The organism is Nicoliella sp. ESL1113 (assembly GCF_058509245.1).
This window is the reverse complement of record NZ_CP196387.1, coordinates 613,265-633,005: the sequence shown is the minus strand read 5'-3', so window position 1 is coordinate 633,005 and position 19,741 is coordinate 613,265. Positions and strand designations below refer to the sequence as shown.

General features: G+C 37.9%; 12 protein-coding genes, 2 tRNA genes and 2 rRNA genes. 1 reads left to right on the top strand and 15 read right to left on the bottom strand.

Features of this window, described 5'->3' with window-relative positions; all coding sequences use genetic code 11:
* Window positions 1–14: 14 nt before the first annotated feature.
* The 11 genes from ACSYTJ_RS02585 to ykzS all read right to left on the bottom strand — a co-directional run bounded on the left by ACSYTJ_RS02585 (window position 15) and on the right by ykzS (window position 13,211).
* A 23S ribosomal RNA gene (locus tag ACSYTJ_RS02585) occupies window positions 15–2,930 on the bottom strand.
* 177 nt (window positions 2,931–3,107) lie between these two features.
* Window positions 3,108–3,180: transfer RNA gene (locus tag ACSYTJ_RS02580), tRNA-Ala, on the bottom strand.
* Window positions 3,181–3,219: 39 nt separating this feature from the next.
* Window positions 3,220–3,293: transfer RNA gene (locus ACSYTJ_RS02575), tRNA-Ile, on the bottom strand.
* A gap of 86 nt (window positions 3,294–3,379) precedes the next feature.
* Window positions 3,380–4,955, bottom strand: a 16S ribosomal RNA gene (locus tag ACSYTJ_RS02570).
* The 16S and 23S rRNA genes sit together here with 2 tRNA genes alongside, the layout of an rRNA operon.
* A 434-nt stretch (window positions 4,956–5,389) precedes the next feature.
* Complete coding sequence (locus ACSYTJ_RS02565) at window positions 5,390–7,453, bottom strand: LTA synthase family protein (RefSeq protein WP_491720064.1); 2,064 nt, start codon at window positions 7,451–7,453, stop codon at window positions 5,390–5,392.
* Between the two features lie 34 nt (window positions 7,454–7,487).
* A complete protein-coding gene (locus ACSYTJ_RS02560) occupies window positions 7,488–8,525 on the bottom strand; it encodes a lysylphosphatidylglycerol synthase transmembrane domain-containing protein (protein ID WP_491716083.1) in 1,038 nt (345 codons plus the stop codon).
* Between the two features lie 3 nt (window positions 8,526–8,528).
* On the bottom strand, window positions 8,529–9,551 hold the full coding sequence (locus ACSYTJ_RS02555) for a glycosyltransferase family 4 protein (RefSeq protein WP_491720063.1): 1,023 nt from the start codon (window positions 9,549–9,551) through the stop codon (window positions 8,529–8,531).
* Window positions 9,552–9,563: 12 nt separating this feature from the next.
* Window positions 9,564–10,748, bottom strand: a complete 1,185-nt coding sequence (locus ACSYTJ_RS02550; RefSeq protein WP_491720128.1) for a glycosyltransferase family 4 protein — start codon at window positions 10,746–10,748, stop codon at window positions 9,564–9,566.
* Between the two features lie 160 nt (window positions 10,749–10,908).
* On the bottom strand, window positions 10,909–12,642 hold the full coding sequence (gene ptsP, locus ACSYTJ_RS02545; protein WP_491716081.1) for a phosphoenolpyruvate--protein phosphotransferase: 1,734 nt from the start codon (window positions 12,640–12,642) through the stop codon (window positions 10,909–10,911).
* A 2-nt stretch (window positions 12,643–12,644) separates the two neighbouring features.
* The gene (locus ACSYTJ_RS02540) at window positions 12,645–12,911 is read right to left on the bottom strand and encodes a phosphocarrier protein HPr (RefSeq protein ID WP_491716080.1); all 267 of its coding nucleotides are present in this window, start codon (window positions 12,909–12,911) and stop codon (window positions 12,645–12,647) included.
* A 114-nt stretch (window positions 12,912–13,025) separates the two neighbouring features.
* On the bottom strand, window positions 13,026–13,211 hold the full coding sequence (gene ykzS, locus ACSYTJ_RS02535; protein WP_491716079.1) for a protein YkzS: 186 nt from the start codon (window positions 13,209–13,211) through the stop codon (window positions 13,026–13,028).
* Window positions 13,212–13,395: 184 nt separating this feature from the next.
* Here ykzS and ACSYTJ_RS02530 point away from each other — a divergent pair, with 184 nt between their 5' ends.
* Window positions 13,396–15,576, top strand: coding sequence for an ATP-dependent Clp protease ATP-binding subunit (locus tag ACSYTJ_RS02530; protein WP_491716078.1), 2,181 nt, complete (start codon window positions 13,396–13,398; stop codon window positions 15,574–15,576).
* Between the two features lie 42 nt (window positions 15,577–15,618).
* Here the strand turns inward: ACSYTJ_RS02530 and ACSYTJ_RS02525 are convergent, their stop codons facing one another.
* The 4 genes from ACSYTJ_RS02525 to recX form a co-directional block, all read right to left on the bottom strand.
* Window positions 15,619–17,196, bottom strand: coding sequence for a peptide chain release factor 3 (locus ACSYTJ_RS02525; RefSeq protein WP_491720062.1), 1,578 nt, complete (start codon window positions 17,194–17,196; stop codon window positions 15,619–15,621).
* 103 nt (window positions 17,197–17,299) lie between these two features.
* Entirely contained in the window at window positions 17,300–17,710 is a 411-nt protein-coding gene (gene tagD / locus ACSYTJ_RS02520) for a glycerol-3-phosphate cytidylyltransferase (protein WP_491716075.1), read from the bottom strand.
* Between the two features lie 60 nt (window positions 17,711–17,770).
* Entirely contained in the window at window positions 17,771–18,898 is a 1,128-nt protein-coding gene (locus ACSYTJ_RS02515; protein ID WP_491716074.1) for an AI-2E family transporter, read from the bottom strand.
* A 16-nt stretch (window positions 18,899–18,914) separates the two neighbouring features.
* Complete coding sequence (gene recX, locus ACSYTJ_RS02510; protein ID WP_491720061.1) at window positions 18,915–19,712, bottom strand: recombination regulator RecX; 798 nt, start codon at window positions 19,710–19,712, stop codon at window positions 18,915–18,917.
* Window positions 19,713–19,741 lie beyond the last annotated feature (29 nt).

Here is a 19,741-nt window from a genome sequence, read left to right as displayed (position 1 = left end):
GAGAACAACCTTACTTGGTTAAGTCCTCGACCAATTAGTACTGGTCCGCTCCATGCATCACTGCACTTCCACTTCCAGCCTATCTACCTGATCATCTTTCAGGGGTCTTACTTCCATAAAGGAATGGGAAATCTCATCTCGAGGTGGGTTTCACACTTAGATGCTTTCAGCGTTTATCTCATCCATACATAGCTACCCAGCGATGCGCCTGGCGGCACAACTGGTACACCAGCGGTATGTCCACTCCGGTCCTCTCGTACTAAGAGCAGCTCCTCTCAAATTTCCTACGCCCGCGACGGATAGGGACCGAACTGTCTCACGACGTTCTGAACCCAGCTCGCGTACCGCTTTAATGGGCGAACAGCCCAACCCTTGGGACCAACTACAGCCCCAGGATGCGATGAGCCGACATCGAGGTGCCAAACCTCCCCGTCGATGTGAACTCTTGGGGGAGATAAGCCTGTTATCCCCAGGGTAGCTTTTATCCGTTGAGCGATGGCCCTTCCATACGGTACCACCGGATCACTAAGCCCGACTTTCGTCCCTGCTCGACCTGTATGTCTCGCAGTCAAGCTCCCTTCTGCCTTTACACTCGTCGAATGATTTCCAACCATTCTGAGGGAACCTTTGGGCGCCTCCGTTACTGTTTAGGAGGCGACCGCCCCAGTCAAACTGCCAACCAGACACTGTCTCCCACCACGATCAGTGGTGCGGGTTAGAGTGTTCATACAGCGAGGGTAGTATCCCACCAATGCCTCCATCGAGACTAGCGTCCCGACTTCTATGGCTCCTACCTATCCTGTACAAGCTATACAAACACCCAATATCAAGTTACAGTAAAGCTCCATGGGGTCTTTCCGTCCTGTCGCGGGTAACCTGCTTCTTCACAGGTATCTCAATTTCACCGAGTCTCTCGTTGAGACAGTGCTCAGATCGTTACGCCTTTCGTGCGGGTCGGAACTTACCCGACAAGGAATTTCGCTACCTTAGGACCGTTATAGTTACGGCCGCCGTTTACTGGGGCTTCGTTTCTGGGCTTCGCCGAAGCTAACTCATCCACTTAACCTTCCAGCACCGGGCAGGCGTCAGCCCCTATACTTCATCTTACGATTTTGCAGAAACCTGTGTTTTTGATAAACAGTCGCCTGAGCTTTTTCACTGCGGCTGCACGTAGTGCAGCACCCCTTCTCCCGAAGTTACGGGGTCATTTTGCCGAGTTCCTTAACGAGAGTTCACTCGCTCACCTTAGGATTCTCTCCTCGACTACCTGTGTCGGTTTGCGGTACGGGTAGTTAACTACTAACTAGAAACTTTTCTCGGTAGTGTGACATCAACGACTTCCCTACTAAATTTCGGTCCTCATCACACCTTGTCAACACGGTATTAAGCATTTGACTCAACACCTGACTTAGTGCTTGAACATCCATATCCAACAGGATGCTACGTTTAGCCTCCTACGTCCTTCCATCGGTCAAACATAGTTAACTAGTACAGGAATCTCAACCTGTTATCCATCGCCTACGCCTCTCGGCCTCGGCTTAGGTCCCGACTAACCCTGGGAGGACGAGCCTTCCCCAGGAAACCTTAGTCATTCGGTGGATCAGATTCTCACTGATCTTTCGCTACTCATACCGGCATTCTCACTTCTAAGCGCTCCACCAGTCCTTACGGTCTGGCTTCATTGCCCTTAGAACGCTCTCCTATCACGCAACATAAGTTGCGTCCACAATCTCGGTAATATGCTTAGCCCCGGTAAATTTTCGGCGCAGAATCACTCGACTAGTGAGCTATTACGCACTCTTTAAATGGTGGCTGCTTCTGAGCCAACATCCTAGTTGTCTATGCAACTCCACATCCTTTTCCACTCAGCATATATTTAGGGACCTTAATTGGTGGTCTGGGCTGTTCCCCTTTCGACGGTGGATCTTATCACTCATCGTCTGACTCCTGGATATAAATCAATGGCATTCGGAGTTTATCTGAATTTAGTAACCCAAGACGGGCCCCTCACCCAAACAGTGCTCTACCTCCATGATTCTCGACTCCAAGGCTAACCCTAAAGCTATTTCGGAGAGAACCAGCTATCTCCAAGTTCGTTTGGAATTTCACCGCTACCCACACCTCATCCCAGCACTTTTCAACGTACACGGGTTCGGCCCTCCGGTGTGTTTTACCACACTTTCAGCCTGGACATGGGTAGATCACCTGGTTTCGGGTCTATCACAACATACTATGGCGCCCTATTCAGACTCGCTTTCGCTACGGCTCCGACTTTTCATCTTAACCTTGCATGTTATCATAACTCGCCGGTTCATTCTGCAAGAGGCACGCTATCACCCATTAACGGGCTCTAACTGCTTGTAGGCACATGGTTTCAGGAACTATTTCACTCCCCTTCCGGGGTGCTTTTCACCTTTCCCTCACGGTACTGGTTCACTATCGGTCACTAGGGAGTATTTAGCCTTGGGAGATGGTCCTCCCGGATTCCGGCAATGTTTCACGTGTATTGCCGTACTCAGGATCCTGAACTGAGGGAATTAGATTTCGTCTACAGGGCTATCACCTTGTGTCGCAGAACTTCCCAGATCTTTCGACTATCTAATTCTTTGGTAACTCAAATGTTCAGTCCTACAACCCCACCGAGTAAACTCGATGGTTTGGGCTGTTCCCCGTTCGCTCGCCGCTACTGAGGGAATCGAATTTTCTTTCTCTTCCTGTGGGTACTTAGATGTTTCAGTTCCCCACGTCTGCCTTTCAATGAGTATGAATTCGTCATTGAATAATAAACGATTAAATTTATTGGGTTTCCCCATTCGGAAATCTCCGGATCAAAGCTTACGTACAGCTCCCCGAAGCATATCGGCGTTAGTCCCGTCCTTCATCGGCTCCTAGTACCAAGGCATCCACCATGCGCCCTTAATAACTTAACCTATTACCACGGAGTGGTATTTGGTTAATTGAGTAAATACGAATAAAACTAATTTAAAAAACTCAAAATAACGCGGTGTTCTCGGTTGAAATTGTATTTAATACAATTCAATAATTTGGAAAAATTAAAATATTATCTAGTTTTCAAAGAACCAAGTATTATGACACTTACGTGTCAATGGAGAATAGCGGGATCGAACCGCTGACCTCCTGCTTGCAAAGCAGGTGCTCTCCCAGCTGAGCTAATTCCCCATACCATTTAAATTAAATCAATCAACAAGTGATTAATAATGGGCCTAAATGGACTCGAACCATCGACCTCACGCTTATCAGGCGTGCGCTCTCACCAACTGAGCTATAGGCCCAAAGAAGCGTGGTTCCATAGTTTGAGAGTAGACCTCTCAAAACTAAACAAAACTATGACTGTGCAAGGTTCCGAATTATTCCTTAGAAAGGAGGTGATCCAGCCGCAGGTTCTCCTACGGCTACCTTGTTACGACTTCACCCTAATCATCAGTCCTACCTTAGGCGGCTAGCTCCTCAAAAGAGGTTACTGCACCGACTTTGGGTATTACTAACTCTCATGGTGTGACGGGCGGTGTGTACAAGACCCGGGAACGTATTCACCGTGGCATGCTGATCCACGATTACTAGTGATTCCAACTTCATGCAGGCGAGTTGCAGCCTGCAATCCGAACTGAGAACGGCTTTAAGAGATTAGCTTGACCTCGCGGTTTTGCGACTCGTTGTACCGTCCATTGTAGCACGTGTGTAGCCCAGGCCATAAGGGGCATGATGATTTGACGTCGTCCCCACCTTCCTCCGGTTTGTCACCGGCAGTCTCACTAGAGTGCCCAACTTAATGCTGGCAACTAATAATAGGGGTTGCGCTCGTTGCGGGACTTAACCCAACATCTCACGACACGAGCTGACGACAACCATGCACCACCTGTCATCCTGTCCCCGAAGGGAACGGCTAATCTCTTAACTTTGCAGGAGATGTCAAGGCCTGGTAAGGTTCTTCGCGTAGCATCGAATTAAACCACATGCTCCACCACTTGTGCGGGTCCCCGTCAATTCCTTTGAGTTTCAACCTTGCGGTCGTACTCCCCAGGCGGAATGCTTAATGCGTTAGCTGCGGCACTAAAGGGCGGAAACCCTCTAACACCTAGCATTCATCGTTTACGGCATGGACTACCAGGGTATCTAATCCTGTTTGCTACCCATGCTTTCGAGCCTCAGCGTCAGTTACAGACCAGACAGCCGCCTTCGCCACTGGTGTTCTTCCATATATCTACGCATTTCACCGCTACACATGGAGTTCCACTGTCCTCTTCTGCACTCAAGTTTCTCAGTTTCCGATGCACTTCTCCGGTTAAGCCGAAGGCTTTCACATCAGACTTAAAAAACCGCCTGCGCTCGCTTTACGCCCAATAAATCCGGACAACGTTTGCCACCTACGTATTACCGCGGCTGCTGGCACGTAGTTAGCCGTGACTTTCTGGTTAAATACCGTCAAAGCTTGATCATTTCCTATCAAACTTGTTCTTCTTTAACAACAGAGTTTTACGAGCCGAAACCCTTCTTCACTCACGCGGCGTTGCTCCATCAGACTTGCGTCCATTGTGGAAGATTCCCTACTGCTGCCTCCCGTAGGAGTATGGGCCGTGTCTCAGTCCCATTGTGGCCGATTACCCTCTCAGGTCGGCTACGTATCATTGCCTTGGTAGGCCATTACCCCACCAACAAGCTAATACGCCGCAGGTCCATCCTAAAGTGATGCAAACGCATCTTTCAAACAAAAACCATGCGGTTTTTGTTGTTATGCGGTATTAGCACTTGTTTCCAAATGTTATCCCCCGCTTTAGGGCAAGTTACCTACGTGTTACTCACCAGTTCGCCACTCACTTCGATGTTAAGTCAAGTTAATGCAAGCATCAACTATCATTAACGGAAGTTCGTTCGACTTGCATGTATTAGGCACGCCGCCAACGTTCGTCCTGAGCCAGGATCAAACTCTCATCTTATGATGAAAAGCTTAACGTTAGCTCTTCTTAATATTTGTTACTTTTAAAGCGAATTGACTTCGCATAAGTTTTTTGTACTTCATTTAAAATGAAGTTCCTTACACATTTTTTGTCATAATTTTGTTCAGTTTTCAAAGATCTACTTTCGTTGATTCCAATAAAGCAACTTCTTAATATTATCATAATGCTAATATTAATGTCAAGAACTTTTTTAGGAATTTTTTCAACTGATGAAAGTCATAATTAGAACTTACATCAGTTGCTTATTTGACAACGTTTAATATATTATCAAACCATCAAATGTTTGTCAACAACTTTTTTTATTATTTTAAGTCGTTAAACAAATAAGAATCACCGAATTGATAACTTATCAAAACGATGATTCTTATACTACACTAATATATTAAATTTGACAACTACTTTTTTAAACTAATTTACTTTTTTAATTCAGGAGCATCTGTTTTATAGTCATTCATAGTTGATTTACCGCCATTTTCATCCATTAAGCTAGTGTGTTCTTTGCTATTGCGCTCCTTAAGGCTAGCAAGTCCAGCACTCGGTTTATAATTATAATCACTTCTGTTAACTTTCTTAAAGTCCTTCAGATCATAAAAACGTAATAAGTCACCTAAAATAACCTTATCAGATAAGGATAATTCAGTATTAACATGGTTTTGATCTGCTTGAATTCGTTTCTTTTGCTTTGTATCTGGATTAATTTTCTTACCAGTCTTAGTAAGATAGACACTACCACTAACAACGGTATATTTAGGAGTAATGAAGTCACCATCCCTAAATGCAACGATTTGCTTACGCTTTTTAGACAACAAATCCTGTCCAAACTGAATCGTCTTATTATCCTTAATTCCTAATAGATGTAAGATCGTTGGCAATACATCAATTTCACCACCATAAGTATGATCAATCTTACCCTCTAAATTGTCTCCATAAATCATAAATGGAACCTTTTGGAATTGAGCAAGATCATAACTATCGACGCTCTTTTTCTTTAGTAATTGAGCAATTGCAGGCCGATGATTATTTGAAATTCCATAGTGATCACCATATGCGACAACAATACTATTCTTTAATAAGCCAGTCTTTGTTAAATAGTTCATAAATTCACCAAATGCTTGGTCTAAATAGTGAGCAGTCTGAACATAAGGGTCAACAGTATTATCACCAGTCTTAGTTGCTGGGAAGTCCTGGTTTTGCTTATCAAGGATATATGGATAGTGATTAGTTAAAGTAATCAATTTAGCATAGAATGGTTGCGGTAACTGTTGAATATAGTTAGCAGCATCCTTAAAGAAGATTTTATCCTTTAAACCATAGCCAACACTGTATGATGGTTTTTCCTTAAAGTAGTTTGAATCAAAGAAATATTGGTATCCCCAAGACTTATAGGTATTTTCACGATTCCAAAAACTTGGAACATCCCCATGCATTGCGGCAGTTGTATAACCATGTTGATCTAAAATTGCAGGAGCTGCTTGGAATGTATTTTGAGTTCCATAGGTAACCATTGCTGAACCTTGTGGTAACCCAAATAAAGAGTTTTCCAGCATCATTTCAGCATCTGAAGTCTTTCCTTGAGCTACTTGATGATAAAAGTTATCAAATGAAATTGTATGTTCTCCATGATAGAACTTGTTTAAATTTGGAGTAACTTCCTTACCATCGACTTTATAGTCAATTAAAAACTGTTGGAAACTTTCTAGGTGAATAATAAATACATTTTTCCCCTTTTCCTTCCCAAAGTAATCAATATTAGCCTTTGCTCGATTATGCTTAAGGTATTTCAAGACGCTATCTAAATCACTAGGCTTAGCTTTTGCTCTAGTTTGACTCTCCTTATGCGTCTGATAAGCATTAAATGCAGCATACTCGTTCATCCCTAAGTACTTAACAATATAATTATTATCAAAAGAACGAGTTAATAAACCAGATCGGTCTGCATTCGCAATGCTATACTCACCAAACATCAAAACTAGCGACAATACAGTAACTGCAAATGCATTACGAATCTTAAAGGGCCGCTTATCAATTCGAATAATCTTAAAAGAAAGTAAGAGCACTAAAATAATTACATCCAAAAAGACAACGAAATCAATTGGATGAATAATTTCAGCTAAACTCTTCCCTAAGTTATTTTGAACATCTCCTGATCCCTTGATAATCCCAAACGTTAAAAAGTCAGAAAATTCACGATAATAAACAATATTAGCAAACAGCCAAATTGATTGGATCAAATCCATAATCAACATTAACCAATATGCTAACCTGCCCCTAAAGTACAATGCAATCCCAAAAAGTAAGATTCCTGCAGGTAAAGGATTCACAACCAATAAAAATTGCTGAAGAGCTCCCTTTGCTCCCAAAGTGAATTCAGCTTGATAAGCGAAATAAGTTTTCGCCCAAAATAAAAATAATACTAGGATAAAGAAACCCAACCTAGAGTTTAGGAATCGATTTCCTTTTTTCATATGACTAGACATTGTATAGTGCCCCCACTAAATTGTTATAAATATATTATTTACCATTCTTGGAACCAATTTCATTTACCTTATCAGGTTTAATAAATAACGCAATTGCCCCCAAAATTAATCCAAGGTAATACGTTAAAATGCGCCATAAAATTAACGCTAATACCAATTTACTACTGTTAACAATGTAACTTTTGAACAGCATTTCAAAACTATATTCGGCACCACCAGCACCACCTGGAATTGGAAATAGCGAAATAATCATAACAATTAAGACATGTAAACTAACTATCATAACAATATTCGCTTGATCATATCCCAAGGAAAGCATAATGAAATATGGAACTAAATAGTAAAGTAATAATTGAAAAAATGTAATCAATGCAATTTTAAATAATAATTTCCACCGCTTAGCAATCCGAACGCTTTCTTGATAAAAATTATCGATTTTCTGATTAAGCGTTAATTGCCATTTTTCGTAACGTTCAGAATTAACAAAAAACTTTAACGGTTTCATAATTGTATTAACAAACCGCTTAGTAAAGCCATGCCAATACATTATCATTAGCAGTACAATGATTACTACCAAATGAATTATAAACCCAAACAATACAAATAACGATAAATATTGTAATTTTTCAGCAATGTAATGAAATCCGATCAACAAACTAAATATGAAATTAACAACAATCATTGCTTGATAGACAACAAACTTCATCAAAAGAACAGAACTCGCTCTACCACCATCAATTCCAGTTTGAATCATCACAACCAATTGGGCTGGTTGACCACCAGAAGAAAATGGTGTAATCCCATTAAATAATTGTTCTACTAAAGGGATTCTAACTGCATCTTTAAACGTAAAATGGCTTTCACCTTGATCTTTGACTAAGGTATGCGTAATCCATGATTCAAATCCAAAATAAGCGAACATACAGAGGGTTGCAATTACCATCCAAAACCAATTGATGTTAAAGAAATCAGCTACTAATAATTTTAGGTTAACATCCCTTATAAAATACCAAAAGATTAGGATTCCAATCAGAAACATCCCCATTAGTGATAAAAAATTTCTTCTTGTCATACACTACTCCCTTTTAGATTGTTCAATATAAAATGATTCCCATATCTTAGCTAAGTGATCTTCAGAATAATATTTAGATGCTTCCAAAGAGCGTTCACTCATTTTCATAAGCTCAGTATCATTACCAATCAATCGATTCAACTGTTGATTTAATTCATCAAAATCGTTAAATGATTGATAGTATCCATCAATAATCACTCGATATAAATCCAGGTTTCTCAACAATACTGGTTTCCCACACGAGAAGGCTTCTAAAACGGACATTGGAAAAAGCTCATTAAACGAAGGTAATAAAAATAAGTCACATAAGTTATAAAAATCAACTAATTTTTTTCGATCAACAATTCCAGGAAATTTTAAATTATGTGGTGGATTATCAACAATTCGCTTCAATTCTTTGTATCCATCAGTAATTTGACCGAATGAAAAGCCACCAGCCCAAATAAATTGAACTTGTGGATTTTTTTCAGCCAACTTAGCAAAATCTAGAATGCCCTTTCTTGTTTGAACCTGGCCGGTTCCCAAAACGATAAATTGATCTGGATCAAACCCATACTGTTTTTTTAATTTTAACTGTTGTTCCTTTTCAATCGGATAAAATTCTTCCTTACTAACAAAATTTGGAATATAAGTAATTTTAGACTTGCTAATTCCATATTTAGTTAATTTATCAATAAACATTGGATTAACAACTACAATATGGTCCATCCGCTTATAAAAAGCAATTACATACTTATAGAATAAATATTTAATTGGTTTTGGCATCTTAAGGCTTCCATCAAGGGTTTCTGGTAAAAAATGAACATAACCGATTTTACGACCGCGCCCCCATAAAAATGTAGATAAATAAAAAGTCGGATTAATAGTATGGTAGTGGCTAATATCAGCACGTGTCCATTGGTTAATCCGAATATCAAATTCATTAGGAAAATAGGTTTTAAGCATTGCGATTAGTTCATCATAAGCACTACCAACCCCTTGGCCTTTTACTTTATCAGCAGTTGAAAACATATTAATTTTTAGCATTCTATTCATCCTTTAATAATCAATTTCAGCTGAATTGTCGATATTTTCTTCATATTCTAACTGTGAGTTACGATAAAATTGCACAATTTGATGTTCAAAATTTTCAGCGGAAATGCTATTCAATTTTTGTTTCCGTAATTCATCCGATACCAACTTGTACTTATCAGGATGACTTAGGTACTCATAAACGTCAGATATGAACTGAGCTTCTGTAGAAAATGTCATCCCCAATGACTTATCATTTAATAGATCATCAGTATAAGCACTTTTAACTACAATTACTTTTACCCCAGCAGCCATTGCTTCAATGTAAGTTAGTCCTTGCGATTCAGAGTTAGATGTCGAAACAAATATATTGGCCATGTGGTAATAGTGATTAACGTCATCGTTATTAATTTCACCAGCAAAAATAACGTTATCATTCAAATTCAATTGGTTTACTTGTTCTACAAGTGATTCTTTCGCAGGCCCATCACCAACAATTACTAGCTTAACATCTGGTTTTAATTTAATGATTTTAGGCATTGAATCGATCAATTCGTTAATGTTTTTTTCGAACGCCAACCTACTAACTGATAACAAGACGGGGGTTGAATTGGTAAAACCAAATTTAGCCCTCAGATTTTGGTGGTCAAGTTGATCATATTTAGCAACATCAATTCCAGTTGGGATTACTCTAATTGGACTTTTAACCCCATAAGCAGTTAGGGTATCCAAAACCCGCTTACTAGGTGCAACTACCCCCGTCATTTTATGACAGAATGCTAAAGTTGCTTCCTTAACATGGATTGGTTTCAACAGTTTTCCATTTGCAACGTAATGTAAATAATCTTCATACATCGTGTGATAGGTATGAAGACATGGGATTTTTAAATTTTTTGCAACGAACTTACCAATAACCCCCATTGAAAATTCAGTTTGGGTGTGAATAATATCTAAATTTAGCTTTTTGGCAATTTGGTAGGCTTGAAATAACCCCCGAATTGCAATTCGTCGATCAGAAAAAGAAATAAAAGGAATACTAGAAAATCTAAATATATTCCGTTCATACGTATTTTTATCAACATGTGGGTCCGTAGTCGTAAATATGTAGACCTGATGTCCATCTTTTTCTAGTTGACTTTTAAGCGTTTTGATAGAAGTAGCTACTCCACTTACTTGTGGAAAATAGGTATCAGTAAATATCCCTATATTAATTTTATCCACTTCCCTTCAATTAAAATGAGTATGCTTTTCTAAACCGCTATATCATTAGTATTATATTGTTTTGCCAGATAGTTTGCAAACAACCATTGATTAATAAAAAAGCGCTACTGCCCATATTAAAGGGAATAGCACTGTTTTATGATCGCCGTTGTTAAATTTTATCTAAGAATTGATTTAACTTATCGATTACTTCTTCAGAAGTAGCAGCATTATTAATTACGTCATCTACAACTTTTTTAGCGTATTTAGAATCAATTTGGCTAATTAGTTTACGAGTCCTTAGAATTGATTCGCTATTCATTGAGAAACTATCAACCCCCATCCCTACTAACAATGGAATGGCTAATCGACTTGATGCCATTTCTCCGCAGATGGAAACTGATTTACCCTCAGCATGAAACGCATCAATTGCATATTTTAACGTTCTCAAAACCGCGGGATTCAACTGTTGATATAGATTGGAAACCCGTTCATCGAGTCGATCTGCAGCCATTAAATACTGCACTAAATCATTCGTCCCAATGCTAACTACATCAACTTCCTTAGCAAACTCATCAGCAAGCAGTGCGGCAGATGGGACTTCAATCATTACTCCTAAATTTACAACTCCCATATTCTGCCCGTCTTTTTGCATTGCCAGTCGTTCTTCATCATAAATATCACGCGCCCGTCGATACTCATCAACGGTTGAAACCATTGGGAAAATAATTGATATCTCACCATAACCAGATGCCCGAATTAAGGCTCTCAACTGGGTCCGAAACATTTTTTCAGACCTTAGGCTAATTCTAAGCCCCCGTAGACCCAAAGCAGGATTAGTTTCCTTATCTAAGTCTACACCACCGATTTGCTTATCGTTTCCAATATCTAAGGTCCGAAAAATAATCGGTAAGCCCTTCATATGGAAAACTGCTTTTCGATAGCTTTCAAACTGCTCTTCTTCGGTCGGAACATTGTCGTGCCCTAAAAACAAAAATTCAGTTCGATAAAGGCCGATTCCTTCAGCTGATGAATCGGTAACCGCTTTTAAATCCTTATCGCTACCAACATTGGCTTCGATGCTTAGGTGTCGATCGTCTTCTGTCATGGTGATTTTAGCTTTAAAGTTTTGCAGTTTTTTTAACTCAATATTAAAAGCCTTGATCCGTTCATGATAGTCAATCATTTGCAAGCGGGTGGGATTAATTACAATGGTTCCAGATAGTCCATCTACAATTAATTCATCATCATTACGAATTTCCTTAATAGCACCCTTAGCCCTTAAAATCATTGGCAATTTTAGCGTTCGTGCCATAATTGATGAATGTGATGTTTGAGCACCAAATTCAGCAACGATCCCCTTAACATATTTTCCATTTAACTGTGCAATATCACTTGGGGTAATATCCTTTGCAACGATAATCACTGGACGATCTACCAATGATAGGTCGGGAAGCTTAACGTTCAATAGATGACTTAAAACCCGCCTTTTAATATCAATCACATCGCTAGTTCTTTCCTTGATTTGGGCTTTCATCCAAACATTCGTAACATTTGATTTGAATAAATGAATAAAATTATTAGCAGTAACATCCAATGCCTTTTCGGCACAGATACCCTGATCTAAAATCAATTGCTCGATTGAACTAATGAACTCTGGGTCAGAAAGCATTTGAATATGTGATTCAAATACCATTCCTTCGTTTTTACCAAGGTTATCAACAATGTCATCCTTAATGATTGATAATTCATTAATTGATGCTCTTAATGCATCATGCAGTCTATTAATTTCCGCATTTTTATCACTAACGATAGTGTCTTGAAATGATAAATCAGGCTCAACGATTTTATAGGCTTTCGCTATTGAGATTCCTTCGCTTGCAGAAATTCCTTCTATTTTGTGCATTTTTAGTCAGATAAACCCTCTTTTTTAAGGGTGGCAGCAATATCATCTAAAGCATCCTTTTCATCATCACCATCAGCCGTAATAACAATTGCTGCATTTTGGCCAACCCCAAGGGACATTACCCCCATGATAGATTTTAGATTTACCTTTTTACCATCATATTCTAAGTTGATGTCAGAAGCATATTTACTTGCTGCTTGAACCAATAATGTCGCAGGTCTGGCGTGAATCCCAGTTTCAGCAATAATTTTAAATTGACGTTGTTCCATTATTCATCCTCCTTGTTTAAATTACTATTTGATTAAAAAACAATAAGTAATTCTCTTTTTTTCATTATAACATATCTGAAGTACTTTAACTTAAAACGTTCCCTAACCAGTACTTCATTTGTCAGAATCAAATCGATAAACTACTTTTCCATCTAAAGAGGCTGTCCCAACGACCCTTTTACGACTCTCAAAATCCATAAAGGCACTCTGAAAAGCCATAAAAGATTTTGAATCAACTTCAATTTTATCAATTTCACCATTTTTCAATTGCTTTAACAATTCACCGTAATCCTTAGTCAACCTATCCACCCCTTCAATTTATACACCTATTATATTAAATCTAAGGCCGAATTTCCAAAAATTCAAAAATGAGTTATTATAAAATCAAATTGTTTGAATCGTCCCGTTTAAGTTGTATAATATCTCTACATGGTCAGTAAAGGTCAAACCAAACTGGCTAATCAAATCAATGGAGGGTAGCAATATGTTATGTCAAAACTGCCGTAAAAATGAAGCAACAATTCACTTATATGTAAATCGAAATGGCAATAGACAGCGAGTTGACCTATGTCAAAATTGCTATCAACTTTTACAAAACGATGGAAATGGGGGCGCTAATATGGCACAAGATCCATTTGGATTCGGAGATTTAAACGACATCTTCCGCTCAATGCAAAATAATAATGATGCCAATAAACCTGATCCTAATCCACAAAACAATGGTAATGATGGTAACAACGGTAATAATGGAAATAATGGAAATAAAGATGGCGTTTTATCAAAATTTGGAATCAATATGACCCAACTAGCTAAAGAGGGCAAGTATGACCCTGCAATTGGTCGTGACAAGGAAACTAAGCGTGTCATTGAAATCCTTAATAGAAGAACCAAGAACAATCCCGTTTTAATTGGGGAAGCTGGAGTTGGTAAAACATCAGTCGTTGAGGGCTTAGCAATCAAGATTGCCAATGGCGACGTTCCTGAAAAATTAAAGGATAAGCAAATCATTAGTTTAGACATTGTTTCAATCGTCCAAGGAACTAGCCTTCGTGGACAATTTGAAGAACGGATGCAATCGCTAGTTAAAGAAGTCCAATCTAACCCTAATATTATTTTATTCATTGATGAAATTCATGAAATTATGGGCGCAGGAAATGCCGAAGGTGGTATGGATGCAGGAAATGTATTAAAGCCCGCATTAGCCCGTGGTGAATTTCAGTTAATTGGTGCAACTACGCTCAATGAATATCGTAACATTGAAAAAGATGCCGCATTGGCAAGACGTTTTCAAACGGTTATGGTCCAAGAACCCGAACCAAAAGAAGCCGTTAAAATCCTAGAGGGAATTAAGGATAAGTATGAATCATATCACCACGTTAAATATTCCGCAGAATCATTAAAGGCGGCTGTAAAGCTCTCAGATCGATATATTCAAGGAAGATTCTTACCTGATAAGGCCATCGATTTAATTGATGAAGCTGGATCAAGAAAGAATCTAACAATTGATGTTACTAGTCCAGAAACAATTGAACTGAAAATTAAAAATGCAGATGAACAAAAAAAAGCGGCCCTAAAACAAGAGGACTACGAAAAAGCTGCATACTATCGTGATGAAGCTAATAGATTTAAAGAGGCTAAGAACAATAATCAAAATACCAATTCTGAACGTCCAGAGGTCACTGTTCGTGATATTCAAAAAATCGTTGAAGAAATCACAAATATCCCAGTTGGCGACCTTCAGTCAAAAGAACAACAGCAATTAAAAAACCTTGGTGCTGATTTAAAGGCTGGCATTATTGGTCAAGATGCAGCCGTCGAAACGGTTGCTAAAGCAATTAAAAGAAATCGGATTGGATTTAATGGGACTGGTCGACCAATTGGCTCCTTCCTATTCGTTGGAACGACCGGTGTTGGTAAAACCGAATTAGCTAAGCAACTTGCAAAAGAGTTATTTGGTTCTGAGGATTCAATGATTAGATTTGACATGTCTGAATACCGAGAACCATATTCAATTTCTAAACTAATTGGTTCTGCGCCTGGTTATGTGGGCTATAATGAATCCGGCCAACTAACTGAAAAAGTTAGAAGGAATCCATATAGCTTAATTCTATTTGATGAAATTGAAAAGGCCCATCCAGATGTTTTACATGCATTTTTACAAATCCTAGATGATGGAAGGTTAACTGATTCACAAGGGCGTACCGTTTCATTCAAGGACACCGTAATCATTATGACTAGTAATGCTGGAACTGGTAAAGTAGAGGCCAATGTTGGTTTCGGTGCTAGCGCATCTGGAAAATCACACTCTGCACTAAATCACTTGGGTGACTACTTTAAACCTGAATTCCTAAATCGGTTCGATGATATTGTTGAATTTAATCCCCTTTCTAAAGACGACCTAAAGCAAATCGTAAGCTTAATGCTTAATAATATGAATAAGATGTTAGCCCAACAAAACATTCATATTAGCGTAAGCGATGGCGTAAGGGATAAAATTGTCGACTTAGCATATAACCCTGCAATGGGGGCAAGGCCACTTAGAAGATTAATCCAAGAACAAATTGAAGATCAAGTCGCAGACTTTTACCTTGATCATCAAGATGCAAGAGACCTAACAGCTACGTTGGACAAAAAACAAGAAATCACTGTAAAGCCTGCTAAATAAAAAATAGATGCTATTCCTTTGGGATAGCATCTATTTTTTTGATTATAATTTAGACATTAATTCAACATCAGGATATTTATCGTGGAACCAGCGTTCAGCAAAACTATTTTCAAATAAAAATAATGGCTGATCATGGGTATCTCTTACCAATATATTTCTTGAGGATGACATTTTTTCATCTAATTGATCAGGCTTGATCCAACGGGCTATTTTATGCCCAAGTGGCTCCATAACCACTTCTGAATTATATTCATTTTGCATTCTAAATTGAAATACTTCAAATTGAAGTTGTCCAACCGCACCTAGAATATAATCACCAGTTGAATAAGTGGTATAGAGCTGAACCGCCCCTTCTTGGACTAATTGATGAATCCCCTTATGAAATGACTTTTGCTTCATCACGTTTTTGGCAGAAACCCGCATGAATAGCTCTGGCGTAAATTGTGGTAATGGTGGAAATTTAATTGCTTGTTTTCCAGTAAAAATTGTGTCACCAATTTGAAAGTTACCAGTATCATAAAGGCCGATAATGTCACCAGCAACCGCTTTATCAACGTTTTCACGAGTATTGGCTACAAATTCGGTCACGTTCGATAACCGTAGTTTTTTATCGGTCCTTTGTAATACAACATCCATTCCCCGATCAAATTCTCCCGAACAAACACGGACAAATGCAATTCGATCTCGGTGTCTAGGATTCATATTAGCTTGAATTTTAAAAATAAAGCCAGAGAAATTACTATTGTCTGGTTCAATTTCCTCATCATCAATAGTGTTTTCGTGTTCACCAGGTTTGGGAGCGAAATCTAGATAGGCATTTAAGAATGTTTCAACTCCAAAATTAGCCAATGCAGAACCAAAGAAAACTGGTGTTTGATCACCATTTTTGATCTTATCAATATCAAATTGATTTCCAGCCTCTTGAATCAAATCCATATTCGTCTTGGCATCTTGATAAACTTCATCATCTGGCAAATCACTATCAACCATTAAATCACCATCATCGTTCAATGGTAAATACTTTTCAGAATCTTCTTCGGGCCGATAAAGAGCGACCCGCTTGTTATAACGATCATATAATCCTCTTAGTACCTTTCCAGAACCAATCGGCCAATTCATTGGGTATCCTTCAATCCCCAATACATCTTCTAGTTGACTGATCAATTCCATTGGATCGCGACTATCACGATCCATCTTATTCATAAAGGTAAAAATAGGAATCCCCCGCATTTTACAGATCTTAAATAGCTTCTTAGTCTGTGCTTCGATCCCCTTGGCAGCATCAATTACCATGACAGCTGAATCAACAGCCATTAGGGTCCGATAGGTATCCTCAGAGAAATCCTCATGCCCAGGAGTATCCAAGATATTAATTCTTTTTCCCTGATAATCAAATTGCATTACTGAACTAGTAACTGAAATTCCCCGTTTTTGTTCAATTTCCATCCAATCAGACTTAGCAAAATTACCACTTTTCTTTCCCTTAACCGTTCCAGCTTCACGAACGATACCACCATATAACAAAAGCTGTTCAGTAATCGTCGTCTTCCCGGCATCCGGATGAGAAATAATTGCGAATGTTCTTCGTTTTGAGACATTCTTATCTAATGCATTAACCATATATTTATCCCTTCTAGTTTAATCATCAATTAATTTTAACATAATTCAATTTAGCAATCAGAAATAAAAAGCCTACCTAGATAATCAAGATAGACTTTTGACATTAAGCTTTCCAATTATCAGAATCTTTAATTCCAAGATCCTTTTTAATTTTTGATGTTGAGATTCCTTCAGTTCTTGGTAGGTAAACAACTTCACAATATTCCTTCAAGAAATCAAATTTACCCTTCCAGTCATCACCCATCACAAACACATCGATGTTGTTTTCCTGAACATCTTTGATTTTTTGATCCCAGCCACTTTCAGGAACTACCTTATCGACATAGCGAATTGCTTCTAAAACATATTTACGATCCTCAAAGGACGTATATGCCTTTTTCCCCTTTTCGGCATTGAATTCATCACTAGAAAGGCCAACCATTAAGTAGTCACCTAGCTCACGAGCTCGTTTTAATAATCTAACATGCCCCTTGTGTAATAAATCAAAGGTTCCATAAGTAATTACTTTTTTCATATTAATCTTATTCTCCTAATTAATGTTAATAATTTCATTCTATCACACTCATAACTGATATTATGGTTTTAAATCATTTTTAGCCTCATAATTGTGTTGAATTAACCAAATATTATATAAATATTGGACAACTACTTTAACAACCGCATATAGTGGGATTGCTAAAATCATCCCAACCAATCCAGAAATATTACCAGCAGCCAATAAAATAACAATAATTGTAAGGGGATGAATTCGTAAACTCTTTCCAATTACATTGGGATAAACTAAGTTCCCATCTAATTGTTGGACGATCAATACGACAATTATTACATAAATAACTTGTGAAACGTCATATGAAAAGGCAACTAACAAGGATGGTAAAATTCCAATATAGGGACCAACGTATGGAATAATATTACATACCCCAGCAAATACCCCTAATAAAAGAGCATACTTTTGCCCAATAAATACATACCCTAATGAGGTAAAAATGCCCACAAAAAGACATTCAATCATCTGACCACCAATATAACGGGCAATCGTTTCATTCATTTTCCCCAATAACACCAACGTTTGCTTTTGATGATCTTCTGGAATCATTTTTTTAATCGTTGGCATTAGCTTATGACCATCTTTTAACATATAAAATAAGATTACAGGAACCGTAATTACCACGATCACTACGCTAGTAGCCATTGAAATGACGTTCCCTAAACTGGTTGTAACACTACCCAAAATATTTTGCGTGTAGTTAGTTAAATAACTTTGGAACTGATTAATATAATCGGTTACATCAACATTCTTTAACCAACCATGGTTAGTAATATTTTCAATTGTTTTTTCAGTAGAGTCAGTTACATCGGGTAAATGATAAAATAAAGTCGTCACCTGAGTGAAAATTCGTGGAATAAAGGAAACTCCAATATAAATTAAAGCCCCTAAAAAGGCAATAAAAATAATTGAAACTGCGATGGTCCTACTGACCCTAAACCGTTTATAATGAATTTTCATTAATAGTTCAACAATTGGATTTAACATGTAGAATAGCGCACCAGCAACTAATATTGGAACAAATACAGTGGAAATAAAAATTCCAACTGGCGAAAAGATAAAGCTAATTTTATTACAGAAATAAATAATTGCAACTACAATCAATATTTCTAATGACCAAAATAATATTTTTGATCTTTTAAAGTGGTCATTCATAATTCATAGTGCTCCTTTAACTTAATTGATTATCAATTAATCTATCAATATCATCAATTTGAAATCCTTTTCGATATAAAAATTGCTTAATTTTAAATTTTTTATCTTGAGGACTTAATCCTCGATAACGATGACAAACCTTTTGAAATTGTTTTTCTAATACTAAAGATTGATTATCTAAATCAGGCTTAAAATTGGCAGTTTGGATAATTTCACTAATCAGATCAAATGAATAGCCCTTTCTAGCTAAACCATTTTTTAGTTTCATCATTGCCTGTTTAAATGAATCGTTTCGATATCTTTTAAACATTTTTTGAGCTTGATGGAGGCCATTTGCTAATTGGTCTTCAAATGAATAATAATTTGATACCGCACTTTGAGCGATAACATCACTAATCCCCTTTTGCTTTAGGTGTTGGATAATTGAAACGGGCCCCTTATCCATAATCCGAACCTCACTGCGCACATAGCTGTTAGCATAGTTTTGATCGTTCAAAAGTAAGTTATCCTTTAATTTTTGAATAACTAATTCTATTATATCTGAATCATCGGTTTCAGTCTCTAATTTATTGATAACTTCACTTTCTGTCCTTAATTGACTAGCAATATAATTAATTGCTTTTTGATAAATCTTATCAACGTGTTCAGCTGCAACGAGCTGTTTTTCCAACGTCTCATCAATCTCCATATCCTTAACCAGCTGAAACTGAATTAAAACATTTTCACTAACTGGAAAAGCATAGTGACCATCAATGAAAACATTAAAACGACCCTTTCTTTTTTGGGCGGTAATTTTAGTAATTTTGGATTGCATTCAAGCGGCCTCCTATTGTTTTTAATACT

Excerpts from the sequence above, each read along its gene's own strand:
- ACSYTJ_RS02565 (WP_491720064.1), bottom strand. The coding sequence starts at position 7,453 with ATGTCTAGTCATATGAAAAAAGGAAATCGATTCCTAAACTCTAGGTTG.
- ACSYTJ_RS02560 (WP_491716083.1), bottom strand. The coding sequence starts at position 8,525 with ATGACAAGAAGAAATTTTTTATCACTAATGGGGATGTTTCTGATTGGA.
- ACSYTJ_RS02555 (WP_491720063.1), bottom strand. The coding sequence starts at position 9,551 with ATGCTAAAAATTAATATGTTTTCAACTGCTGATAAAGTAAAAGGCCAA.
- ptsP (WP_491716081.1), bottom strand. The coding sequence starts at position 12,642 with ATGCACAAAATAGAAGGAATTTCTGCAAGCGAAGGAATCTCAATAGCG.
- ACSYTJ_RS02540 (WP_491716080.1), bottom strand. The coding sequence starts at position 12,911 with ATGGAACAACGTCAATTTAAAATTATTGCTGAAACTGGGATTCACGCC.
- ACSYTJ_RS02530 (WP_491716078.1), top strand. The coding sequence starts at position 13,396 with ATGTTATGTCAAAACTGCCGTAAAAATGAAGCAACAATTCACTTATAT.
- ACSYTJ_RS02525 (WP_491720062.1), bottom strand. The coding sequence starts at position 17,196 with ATGGTTAATGCATTAGATAAGAATGTCTCAAAACGAAGAACATTCGCA.
- tagD (WP_491716075.1), bottom strand. The coding sequence starts at position 17,710 with ATGAAAAAAGTAATTACTTATGGAACCTTTGATTTATTACACAAGGGG.
- ACSYTJ_RS02515 (WP_491716074.1), bottom strand. The coding sequence starts at position 18,898 with ATGAATGACCACTTTAAAAGATCAAAAATATTATTTTGGTCATTAGAA.
- recX (WP_491720061.1), bottom strand. The coding sequence starts at position 19,712 with ATGCAATCCAAAATTACTAAAATTACCGCCCAAAAAAGAAAGGGTCGT.